The organism is Deinococcus phoenicis (assembly GCF_000599865.1).
GTDB lineage: Bacteria > Deinococcota > Deinococci > Deinococcales > Deinococcaceae > Deinococcus > Deinococcus phoenicis.
The window spans coordinates 22,496-32,577 of sequence record NZ_JHAC01000036.1; the positions used below are offsets into that span (position 1 = coordinate 22,496).

At 70.2% G+C, this 10,082-nt stretch carries 11 protein-coding genes; 2 read left to right on the top strand and 9 right to left on the bottom strand.

Annotated elements, in window-relative coordinates:
- Positions 1 to 22: 22 nt before the first annotated feature.
- On the bottom strand, positions 23 to 2,068 hold the full coding sequence (locus DEIPH_RS11970) for a molybdopterin oxidoreductase family protein (protein WP_034358349.1): 2,046 nt from the start codon (positions 2,066 to 2,068) through the stop codon (positions 23 to 25).
- Between the two features lie 70 nt (positions 2,069 to 2,138).
- Positions 2,139 to 3,134 carry a phosphotransferase enzyme family protein gene (locus tag DEIPH_RS11975; RefSeq protein WP_051517344.1) on the bottom strand — a complete coding sequence of 332 codons (996 nt, stop codon included), beginning with the start codon at positions 3,132 to 3,134 and terminating at the stop codon, positions 2,139 to 2,141.
- A gap of 223 nt (positions 3,135 to 3,357) precedes the next feature.
- Between DEIPH_RS11975 and pnp the strand changes: the two genes are divergently transcribed.
- On the top strand, positions 3,358 to 5,523 hold the full coding sequence (pnp, locus tag DEIPH_RS11980) for a polyribonucleotide nucleotidyltransferase (protein ID WP_034358352.1): 2,166 nt from the start codon (positions 3,358 to 3,360) through the stop codon (positions 5,521 to 5,523).
- A 213-nt stretch (positions 5,524 to 5,736) separates the two neighbouring features.
- On the opposite strand, the gene DEIPH_RS11985 is transcribed toward pnp, so the two are convergent.
- Positions 5,737 to 5,994 carry a hypothetical protein gene (locus DEIPH_RS11985; protein WP_152544916.1) on the bottom strand — a complete coding sequence of 86 codons (258 nt, stop codon included), beginning with the start codon at positions 5,992 to 5,994 and terminating at the stop codon, positions 5,737 to 5,739.
- Between the two features lie 35 nt (positions 5,995 to 6,029).
- Here DEIPH_RS11985 and DEIPH_RS11990 point away from each other — a divergent pair, with 35 nt between their 5' ends.
- Complete coding sequence (locus tag DEIPH_RS11990; protein WP_034358358.1) at positions 6,030 to 6,344, top strand: hypothetical protein; 315 nt, start codon at positions 6,030 to 6,032, stop codon at positions 6,342 to 6,344.
- Positions 6,345 to 6,424: 80 nt separating this feature from the next.
- Here DEIPH_RS11990 and DEIPH_RS11995 read toward each other — a convergent pair whose 3' ends face one another.
- The 6 genes from DEIPH_RS11995 to DEIPH_RS12020 all read right to left on the bottom strand — a co-directional run bounded on the left by DEIPH_RS11995 (position 6,425) and on the right by DEIPH_RS12020 (position 9,972).
- Entirely contained in the window at positions 6,425 to 6,892 is a 468-nt protein-coding gene (locus tag DEIPH_RS11995; protein WP_081790904.1) for a hypothetical protein, read from the bottom strand.
- 51 nt (positions 6,893 to 6,943) lie between these two features.
- Positions 6,944 to 7,435 (bottom strand): 2-amino-4-hydroxy-6-hydroxymethyldihydropteridine diphosphokinase, encoded by a 492-nt coding sequence (gene folK, locus DEIPH_RS12000; protein WP_034358364.1) that lies wholly within the window; start codon positions 7,433 to 7,435, stop codon positions 6,944 to 6,946.
- Positions 7,432 to 7,806, bottom strand: coding sequence for a dihydroneopterin aldolase (gene folB / locus DEIPH_RS12005; RefSeq protein ID WP_034358367.1), 375 nt, complete (start codon positions 7,804 to 7,806; stop codon positions 7,432 to 7,434). The genes folK and folB overlap by 4 nt, the downstream gene beginning before the upstream one ends.
- Positions 7,807 to 7,816: 10 nt before the next feature.
- Positions 7,817 to 8,755, bottom strand: coding sequence for a dihydropteroate synthase (folP, locus tag DEIPH_RS12010; protein ID WP_034358370.1), 939 nt, complete (start codon positions 8,753 to 8,755; stop codon positions 7,817 to 7,819).
- Positions 8,739 to 9,521 carry an ImmA/IrrE family metallo-endopeptidase gene (locus tag DEIPH_RS12015; protein ID WP_034358392.1) on the bottom strand — a complete coding sequence of 261 codons (783 nt, stop codon included), beginning with the start codon at positions 9,519 to 9,521 and terminating at the stop codon, positions 8,739 to 8,741. The genes folP and DEIPH_RS12015 overlap by 17 nt, the downstream gene beginning before the upstream one ends.
- Before the next feature lie 196 nt (positions 9,522 to 9,717).
- Positions 9,718 to 9,972 (bottom strand): acyl-CoA-binding protein, encoded by a 255-nt coding sequence (locus DEIPH_RS12020; RefSeq protein ID WP_034358372.1) that lies wholly within the window; start codon positions 9,970 to 9,972, stop codon positions 9,718 to 9,720.
- Positions 9,973 to 10,082: the final 110 nt, after the last annotated feature.

Below are 10,082 nucleotides of genomic sequence, written 5' to 3' on the forward strand. Positions count from 1 at the left end.
GCAACGCCGTGCCCTCCGGGCATCACGGCAGCGGGCTGACCCGCACCCGCGTGTTGTGAAAGGTACTCCCCCCGCCCAGATCCGTGAGGGTCTGCGCGGTGACCGCGTTGATGCTGGTGCCGTCGGGGGCGCTGAGGCCCCACCACGTTCCCTCGACGACGGCCACGCCGGGCTGCGCCGCTCCCGTCACCTTCACGCGGCGGGTGACCTGCCCCACCTCGCTGGCAATCAGCGCGTATTCGCCGTCCGCCAGGGCGTAGGCTTCCGCGTCGGCGGGATGGATCAGCACGTGGGGTTCGCTGCCCTCGGCCCGGGTCAGGTGGGGCAGGTTGCCGTAGGTGCTGTTCAGGAAGTGGTGGGCGGGCGGCGTGATCAGGCGCAGGGGATAGTCGGCCGTCAGCGCGGCCTGCGGTTCCCGGTGCTGCGGCGCGGGCGAGAGCTGCACCCGGCCGCTCGGCGTGTCGGCCCCCTGCGCGTAGGGCAGGAACCCGTCGGGGAGGTTGAGGCGCACGCTGCCCTCCGCCTTCAGGCGCCCGGGGGTGATGCCTTTGAGGTACGGGTGACCGGTGTCCAGCAGTTCCGCCAGCAGGTCGTCCAGCGTCCAGTACACCGACGGCTCGGTCACGCCCAGGCGGCGGGCGAGCTGCTGGAAGACCCAGGTATTAGGGCGGGCCTCACCAGGGGCCTCCAGCGCGGCGGGGTTGTGGCCCAGCCAGTGGTGGCCGTAGCTGGTGTACACGTCGGGGTGTTCCATGAAGGTGGTCGCGGGCAGCACGTAGTCGGCCAGGCGGGCGGTTTCGGTCATCGCCTGTTCCAGCACCACCATCAGCAGGTCGCCCCGCACCATTCCGGCGCGGACGCGGGCCGAATCGGGCGCGACGACGGCGGGGTTGGTGTTGTAGACGATCAGGGCACCCAGCCCCCCGGGTTCGTGCGCGGCGGGCGCGAGGGCGTTCGCCAGTTCGTTCATGTTGATGTGGGGCGCATCCAGCCGGATCAGGTGCGCCCCACCCAGCCGCGAGCGGTTGAGGGGAAAGGCCCCGCTAGTACTCAGGACCACACCCCCGCCCCGGTGCCGCCAGTCGCCGGTCAGCGCGGGAATCAGCGTGACCGCGCGCAGGTTCGTCCCGCCGTTCTCGTGCCGCGTCATGCCGTACCCGACGCGGATGTAGGTGGGCCGCGTGGTGCCGATGGCGTGGGCGAGGTCGCGGACCTCCTCCACGGTCAGGCCGGTGACTTCGGCCGTGCGTTCGGGCGTCCATTCCCGCGCCGCCTCCCGCAGCTCCTCCACCCCCTGCGTCGCCTCCCGGATGTACGCCTCGTCGGTCCAGCCCTGCGCGAAGAGTTCGTGCATCACGCCCAGGGCGAGGGCGGCGTCGGTGCCGGGCCTGAGCTTAAGGTGCGTGTCGGCATACTGGCTGGTGCGGTTGCGGTAGGGGGCGATATGGATGATGCGCGCGCCCGCCCGGCGCGCCGCCGTCATCTGCGGCGTGAGGTGGCTGTTGGTGCTGAGCGAGTTGATGCCCCACAGGATGATCAGCCGGGCGTGCGGCACGTCGAGCGGGTCCACGCCGTAGCGTGCGCCGTAGCCCATACTCCACGCCGCCGTGCCCGCCGTCGCGCAGATCGTCTCGTCCAGTTCCGGGGTGCCCAGCGCCCGCCACAGGGCGTGGACGTGCGAGCCTTCCATCAGGCCCATCGTGCCCGCGTAGTTGTAGCGCAAGATGGTGGAGGGACCGCGCGTGTCGAGCAGGGTCCTGAGCCGGGCGGCGATCTCGTCCAGCGCCTCGTCCCAGGTCACGCGCTCGAAGCGGGGTTCGGGATCGGTCTTCTTGCCCACCCGACGCAGGGGGTACAGCGGGCGCTCCGGGTGGTTCTGGCGGGCCGGATAATGCACCGTTTTGGCACAGGCGAACCCCTTGGTGTAGGGGTGGTCCGCGTCGCCCGTCAACTTCACGGCCCGTTCCCGGCCGTCCTCGCCGCGGCCCAGGGAGATGCGGAGGCGGCAGGCGTCGGGGCAGTCGAGCGGGCAGGTGAGGAGAACGTCGCGGGTGGCGGGCGCGGTCATGGGGGGAGTCTACGCGCCGCCGGGAAGGACCGGGAGGACCACTTTCACACCGCCGGGCACATCCACCGGGTCAGCCACCGTGCCGCGCTTCCCACTCCCGCAAAACGTTCAGGCCATACTCGAAAAACCCCCGGTCCAGCGTCTCCGTGCCGAACTCGTGTGTGCGGCCCGCCATCAGGCCCATGAACCACAGGGAACGGGCGGTCACGAAGAGCGGCAGCGCCTCCAGATCGGGTTGGCCGAGTGGCCGGCGAAGCTGATAGGCCTCCAGAAAGGCCTGCCACGTCCGTTCCGCCGCCTCCGGGCCTTGCGCACCGCCAGACGCCTGATTCCACCTATACACGGCCAGGTCGTAGGCCCGCCAGCCGGGGCCGCCGCAGTCGAAATCGAACAGCCGGACGGCACCGTCCTCCCCCAACCGGGCATTTCCCTCATGCAGGTCGCCGTGACACGCGCCCCACTCCAGCGTCGGCGCGAGGGCCGAGAGCCGCGCGTGGGTGGTGGCTGCGGCGGCTTCCAGTTCGCGCAGCAGGTCCGGCGCATCCTCCAGCAGCGGCCGAACGGCGGCCAGGGGCTGCGTGATGAGGTGGTCGAGGTCCAGGGGAAAGCGGCCCCCCACCCCGAAGCCGTCCGCAGCCCGGTGAAGGGCGGCCGCCGCCGCTCCGTAAGCCGCCGCGTCCGCCTCGGTGGGTTCGAGCGGGCGGCCCGCGACATGCTCGAACAGGGCATAGGCGCGCGGTCCCTCTGCGGCAGACAGGACGCTGAAAAGCTGACCGTCCCGGCGGGCCAGCGGACGGGCGACGGGCACACCTGCCGCGACCCACTCGATGAACTCAAGCTCCCACGCCACCTCCGCCGCAGAACGCCAGGCCGAGCGGTACACGCGCAACACGGCCGTGCCGTGATCCGGCAGCCCCCTCACCAGATAGGTGTCGTTGAGATTGCGGCGCAACAGCCGGACATCGACTCTGGACGAAATCGGGAACTCCCGGCGCAGCAGTTCCGCCAGAGCCTCGGCCGACAGAACGGAATGGACCGCTGGGAAGGGGGAAGAAACGGCAGACATCCTTCCAGCGTGACGCAGCCGCAGGGAAACACCCATAGGTGGAATGACGCATCCGGTTTCTGTCCCGTCCGTCCTCAAACCGGGAAAACGCCGATTGGCCCACGCCCTTCCCGGAATCCGGCTCAGGGACCTTGCCGCCGCTTCCCGGTTCTGGTCCGGCAGATCACCCGGCAGCGCGCCCGCGCATCCATTTTCTCGCCCGCCAGCACGGTAGAATCCTCCGATGATCGCAAAGACCTACACCACGATGCTCGGCGGACGTGAACTGAGCATCGAGACCGGCAAGCTGGCGAAGCTTGTCAGCGGCAGCGTCACGCTGCGCTACGGCGACACGCTGCTGCTGGTGACGGCCCAGGCGCGTGAGGACCGCAGCACGCTGGACTTCCTGCCCCTGACCGTCGAGTTCGAGGAACGGCACTACGCCGTGGGCAAGATTCCGGGCAGCTTCCACCGCCGCGAGGGCCGCCCCGGTGAGAAAGCCATCCTGAGCGCCCGCATCACCGACCGCCAGATTCGGCCCCTCTTTCCCAAAGGCTACCGCCAGGAAACGCAGGTCATCATCACGGTCCTCTCGGCCGACCAGCAGAACGCGCCCGACGTGCTGGGGCCGATCGGGGCCTCGGCGGCCCTCAGCATCAGCGACATTCCCTGGGGTGGGCCGACGGCGTGCGTGCGCGTGGGGCAGATTGACGGCGAGTACGTCATCAACCCCACCGCCGACCAGCTCACGCGCTCCAGCATGGACCTGGTGGTAGCGGGCACCCGTGACGCCGTGATGATGGTGGAGGCGGGCGCGCAGACGGTGAGTGAGGAGGCGCTGGTGGGGGCCATCGAGTTCGCACACCGCGAGATGCAGGGCGTGATCTCGCTGATCGAGACCATGCGCGCCGAGGTGGGCCAGGAAAAGTTCAACTTTGTGGCGGACGGCGACCTGAGCGTGGACCTGGTGCCTGAGCTGGCCGAAAAGGCCCGCACCGGTGGTCTGCGCGACGCGCTGCTGACCGTGAAGAAGAAGGACCGCAGCAGCCGCACCAAGGCCCTGCGGGACGGCATCATCGCGGAGTATGTGCCCGACGCGGCCGACGAGGGAGCCGCCGAGCGCATCACCGCCCTGAAAAACGCCTTCAACAAGGTGGAAAAACAGGAACTGCGCCGCCTGATCCTGGAAGACGACCTGCGCGCCGACGGCCGCAACTCGAAGACGGTGCGCCCCATCTGGATCGAGGTGCGGCCCCTGCCCCAGGCGCACGGCAGCGCGATTTTCACACGCGGCGAGACGCAGGTGCTGGGCATCACCACGCTGGGCACCGAGCGCGACGAACTGCTGGTGGACGACCTGACGGCCGAGACGGGTGACAAGTTCCTGCTCCACTACAACTTCCCGCCCTACTCGACCGGCGAGGTCAAGCGGATGGGCGGCCAGTCGCGCCGCGAGGTGGGGCACGGCAACCTCGCCAAACGGGCCATTCGCGCCGTGCTGCCCTCCTTCGAGGAGTTCCCCTACGTGATCCGCGTGGTGGGCGAGGTGCTGGAGTCGAACGGGTCGAGCAGCATGGCGACCGTGTGCGCCGGAACCCTCAGTCTGATGGACGCGGGCGTGCCCCTCCGGGCACCGGTCGCGGGCGTGGCGATGGGCCTGGTGATGGAGGGCGAGAACTACCGCATCCTGACCGACATCCTGGGCCTGGAAGACGCGCTGGGCGACATGGACTTCAAGGTCTGCGGCACCGCCGAGGGGGTCACGGCCCTCCAGATGGACATCAAGGTGGGCGGGATCACGCCCGCAATCATGCGCGAGGCGCTGGCGCAGGCCCGTGAGGCCCGGCTGCATATCCTGGGCAAGATGGCGGAAGTGCTGCCCGCGCCGCGTGCCGAACTCTCCCCCACCGCCCCGCGCATCGTGAGCCTCAAGATCAACCCCGAGCTGATCGGCAAGGTCATCGGCCCCGGCGGCAAGCAGATCCGCGAGCTGGAAGCGATGGGCGCGCAGATCACGGTGGAGGAAGACGGCAGCGTCCGTATCTTCAGCGCCGACGGCTCGGCGGCCGAGGCGGTCCGCGTGAGGATCGAGGGCCTGACCCGCGCCGCCAAGCTGGGTGAGGAGTACGAGGGCACCGTGGTCAAGACGGCTCCCTTCGGGGCCTTCGTCAACCTCTTCCCCGGTCAGGACGGCATGCTGCACATCTCGCAGATGAGCGAGGAGCGCGTGAGCGCGGTCGAGGACGTGCTGAACGTGGGCGACAAGCTGCGGGTCAAGATCGTGAACATCGACGACCGGGGCAAGATCGACCTGATTCGCCCCGAGCTGGAAGGCAAGATCGCCCCCCGCGAACCCCGCCCCGCCCGTGCGGGAGGCGACCGGGGACCGCGTCCGGCCCGCCGCGAATAGAGCACCGGTCAAAGGTTTCTTTTTGACCGAGCGGGCGGGCAGGCTTGCTCAAGCGAGTCCATTCACGACGATGCCCAGGACAGCGAGTGAAAGAGGGAGGGCGTTTGGAAGAACGGAGCCGGAGGAGGCGCTTTCCCTCTTCCGGCTCCATTCGGACAAACGCTCTGAACGAACCCCGAGGGGGCCGCTTGGGCAGGGAGGTGGCCCCCTCGCCTATTCCCGGGACGTGAACACCGCGAGCGCCGCTGCGGCCAGCGCCCCCACCGCGCCCGTCACCAGGGGACCGTCCTGCCCCTCCAGAAAGGCCCGGATGACGAGGCTCAGCCCCAGCACACTCGCGCCCAGGGCCAGCAGCAGCATAGCCGGGAGCGGTACGGGCGACTCTGCCCGGCTGGACAGCCGCGCGCCCCAGCCGTACCCCGCCAGGATCAGCAGCAGTGCCCCCAGCCATCCCATCTCTGGCCAGCCCATAGGTGCAGGATACCCGCTGACGCTAGAATCCCCCCATGCGCCCCGCCTACCTGACCGCCGCCCGCAACCTGCAACTGGGCCGCGAGTGGGCGGTGGAGGGCGATCAGGAACGGGCGCTGGACGCCTACGAGGAGGCGCTGGGCATCCTGCGCGCCCTTCCCCCCGAGCGGACCCGTGACGTGCTGCTGGCCCACACCCACCTCGCCTTTTACCAGACGCTTGCCCTGGTGGGGGCCGACGCCGGACAGGAGCATCTGCACCTGGGCGTCAGCTATGCCCGCTCGACCCGCGATCCCCTGGCCCGCGCGATTGCCGAGGAATGCCTCAGCGGGCTGGACGTGGTGCTGTAGCGGGCCAGGCGGAGCCGACAAGAACGGCGAACAGGAACGCCGCCCGGAGGCCCTGGGCGGCGTTCATCTGAGAAAGAGGCTTACTGCTGGCCCGGGAGCTGAAGCTGGGCAACCGTGCGGCCCTGGGCCTTGTCGTACACGCACTGCGCGCCGAGCTGGCCCAGAACGGCGGTCTGGCCCTGAATGCTGATATTGGCGGGGGCCGACAGCGTCCAGCCGCCGCTGGGCACCGTCTGGACACTCTGGACCAGTTGCCGGGGTTCGGCCGCGATCTCCGCGTGCAGGCTCTGATTCGGCTGAAGCTGCCCGGCCTGCTGCAAGACGCCCTTCAGGGTGGTCAGTTGCTCGGAGCTGTGGATGCCCTCCTTGCATTCTTCGAGGAACCGGTACTTGCTGACGCCGTTGGCGTCCCGGTCGCTGTAGTAGGGGTTATTCCGGACGGTCAGGGCCGTGACGAAGCCCAGCAGCAGCAGGCTCAGCAGGATGGCGACCCACAGCAGCGTGCGGCCCAGGTTGCCGTGTCGGTTGGCGGAGGTCAGCTCGCTCATATCGCCCCCCAGCATAGCGTGGACGGGCAGACCCGGCGGCGGCCTCCAGCCTCACCACACCGGCGCGGCGAGGCTGACCCCCCCCAGCCCGACCCGCCGGAGAGCCGCACCTGCCGTCTCCCCCGTCACGGGATGCGCCCGCTCCGGTTCGAGATCGGCCAGGGGAGCCAGCACGAAGGCCCGGTCCCAGGCGCGGGGATGCGGGAGGGTCAGACCTGCCGTCTGCACCACGGCGTCGCCGTACAGAATCAGGTCCAGGTCGAGCGTGCGCGCCTCCCAGCGTTCCCGGCGAAAGCGGCCCGCGCCCGCCTCGATGCCGTGCAGGGCAGCGAGCAGGTCTGCGGGGGCGAGGGCCGTCTGTAAGCGCACGGCCGCATTGAGGTAGTCGGGCTGTCCCGGGGGACCACCAACGGGGGCCGTCCGGTACAGGCCGCTCACACCGGTCAGGGTACCGAGCATGGCAAGGGCCTCACGGGCGCGGCGCAGCGTGGCGAGCGGATCGCCCAGATTGGCCCCCAGCGCGATGAATGCCGCCTCGCTCATGCGCCCGACGGCCCGTCTTCCCGGCCCAGGGTCAACTCGGCATACACGTCGCGGAACACACCGGGGAGCGGCGCGAAGGGCTTGTGGACCCGCACGGTCACCCGCTCCAGCCGGGTGTGGTCCCGCAGCAGGCGGCGCGCGACCCGGTCGGCCAGCACCTCGATCAGCTGGTGGCGTTCGCCCGTCACCTCTTCCCGGATGGCTTCGTAGGCGGCGGCGTAGTTCACGGCGGCGCCCAGCTCATCCGGGATTCCGGCAAAGGCCCAGTGCAGTTCCGCGTCGATCACGAAGCGCGCGCCGAGGGCCGCCTCCGTCTCGTACACGCCGTGCCGCGCGTGAAACTCCAGTCCCTCCAGAACGACCCGGCTCATAGCGGGGATTCTAGCGGCTGGGCTTTCGGGGGTCGGGCTTTTGGGAGCCAGGCCCAGCCTCGGGGTCGTCCAGCGCCGCCTGTACCCGCAGGGCCTGCACGTGCGCCCCGGCCGCGTGGGCACGCACGATGGCCGCGCCCGCCCGCGCCGCGTGCAGGTGCAGCGCCAGGGTCCCCGGGTCGCGGTCCGCCGCACGCGGCACGCCGGCCAGCGTGTCGATCAGGCGCTTGCGGCTCGCCCCGACCAGCACGGGCAACGGCCCGGCGGTCAGCTCCGGCAGGGCACGCAACAGCGCGAGGTTGTGCACCGGCGTCTTCCCGAAGCCCAGCCCGGGGTCCAGCAGCACGGACGGCACGCCCGCCGCGAGGGCCACTTCCGCCCGGTCGTGCAGGAAGGCCTGGACCTCCGCCACCACATCCGCGTAGTGGGGCGAGTGCTGCATGGTGCGCGGCTCGCCCTGCATGTGCATGATGCAGGCGGGGGCCGCCGCCTCGGCACAGACGCGGATCATGGCGGGATCACGCAGGCCGGTCACGTCGTTGATCAGGTGCGCGCCCAGGGCCAGGGCTTCCGCCGCCACCTCGGGCTTCAGGGTGTCCACGCTCAGCAGCACGCCTTCTCCGGCCAGCGCCCGCAGCACGGGCCGCAGCCGGTCGAGTTCCTGTTCGGCGGGGACGGGGTCGGCACCCGGCCGGGTACTCTCGCCGCCCACATCGATCAGCAGCGCCCCCGCGTCCCGCATCGCGCGCGCCTGGGCGACGGCGGCTTGCAGCGGGGCGTGCCGGCCCCCGTCACTGAAACTGTCGGGCGTGACGTTCAGCACGCCCATCACCGCGCAGCCCCGCCACTCGACCTGCCACCCGTCCGGCGTGCGCTCGCCGCCCGGTACCGGAAAGCCGAAGGTCAGGCGATGCCGCCGCCGGGACCAGCCCTCAGGTGACCGGCTCATCGTCCTCACTGCCCCGTGCGGCGCGGGGCATCAGCGCAAAGCTCACCAGCACGCGCTGCCGCTCGGGGAAAGCGTCCACGTAGGCGGGCATCCGCCGCCCCGAGCGGAAAGGAACGTAACTTTCCTGCGTCATCGGCAGATGCGTCTCCAGGGCGACCGCGACCGGGTGATCGTCGGGAATGCGGGTGCCCGGGCGCAGGCTGTATTTCACCCCGGGTGCTCCCCCGCTCGCCCGGACCGTCAGGGCCTTGTCGGAGGGCCGCTCCTCGCCGGGTTCAGCCAGGCGGGTCACGGCACATACGGCGTACAGCACGGGCGCCGTGGTGCGCTCCGCGAGGGCATAGAGGGCGCTGCTGGCACTCACGTCCGCCCGGCGGGCCAGTTCCGCCAGTGCCCGCCCACTGGGGCCGAATCTCGACACCACCTCGTCGATCAGCGCTTCCGGCATCAGGATCGCGGCGGCGCCGATGTTGCACAGCGTCTCGATGACCTGTTCCAGCCGCTCGCCCTCGTAGGCATCGTGCAGGTCGCTGAGCAAGTCGTCGTCGCCCAGCAGCAGCGCGTGACTGATCTCGTGGGCCAGGGTAAAGCGCTGGCGTTCCGGACGAACCCGGCTGTTGATCAGCACGACGCGGTGTTCCGGATCATAGGCCCCGTCCCGGTCGCCCATCGGCAGGAAGGTCAGGGTCGCGTCCAGGCCGCTCATCAGGCTGTGGGTGTCCAGCCCGGGGAGGCCCTGGACATAGGCGGCCGCCAGTTCCCGCATCCGCGCCTTGGCAGGAGCCAGGGCACCCGCGTCCGGCGAGGCGTCGGCGGAGATCGGCTCCGTTGGGGTGCGGCCCTGCGTCACCCGTGCAGCTTACCGCGCCCGGCCTGCCCTGTCCCCCCAAAGGCCCGTCTCTACCCTATGAAACCGCCGTCCCACCAGAGGACGGCGTCCGGACCGGCAGAAGGCCGCGAAATCAGCCCCGCGTCTTGAGGGTCTCGACCAGATTCACGTACTCGCGCCGCGCCTCCTCCTGGCCCAGGCCACGCAGACCGGCCCAGGCGTCGTACTTGGCCCCACCCACGAAGTCGAAGCCGCCGGGCCGATCCCCCGTCACGTCGCCCACCGTGCCCTGCTTGTACAGCGCGTACAGCTTCAGGAGGATATCGTTGCCGGGTTTCCGGGAAAGGCCTTGCACATCTTTCTGCGCCTGCTCGAACGCTGCTTGCATGTCAGGATTGTACCGGGTTCAACGAAGGCCAGCAGGACAGCCAACAGGGCCCAAACGCGCACACCCCCCGCGGGAGGCGGGGGGTGAAGGGGCAGGAGATGCAGGGGGTG